Origin of the sequence: Pantoea sp. SIMBA_079, from assembly GCF_046940275.1 — a bacterium.
Classification (GTDB): Bacteria; Pseudomonadota; Gammaproteobacteria; order Enterobacterales; family Enterobacteriaceae; genus Pantoea; species Pantoea borealis.
On the sequence record NZ_JAWRYR010000300.1, the window covers coordinates 1 to 273 of the forward strand.

Annotated in this window: 1 protein-coding gene; it reads right to left on the minus strand. The window is 66.7% G+C overall.

Going from position 1 to position 273, the window contains the following annotated elements:
- Nucleotides 1-237 (minus strand): hypothetical protein (locus SB719_RS20110; protein ID WP_412159732.1); only part of this gene is annotated, 237 nt, incomplete at its 3' end.
- Between the last annotated feature and the right edge of the window lie 36 nt (nucleotides 238-273).

Genomic DNA, 273 nt, shown 5'->3' on the forward strand with positions numbered 1-273 from the left:
GTTGCCGTCGCGATGAACCCGGCTGCGTCGCGTATCGAGCCGACGGAGCGTGCACTGCGAGCAAGCAGGCGGCCGTCTGTCGGAGGCGCGCCGGTCGGCGCGTGCGTGCGTGACCGCGATCACGCCGACTTGCGCGTGCAAATCGCGTGTCATCAAACATGCGGTTTCGTTGCCCAGGATGACGCGCTCCACGCGACGCCCGTGCGTCGCTGCGTTCCCCAGCAGGAAATCCCTCATGCCGAATCCTTCCCGCCTTCATGGCGCTATTGGTCG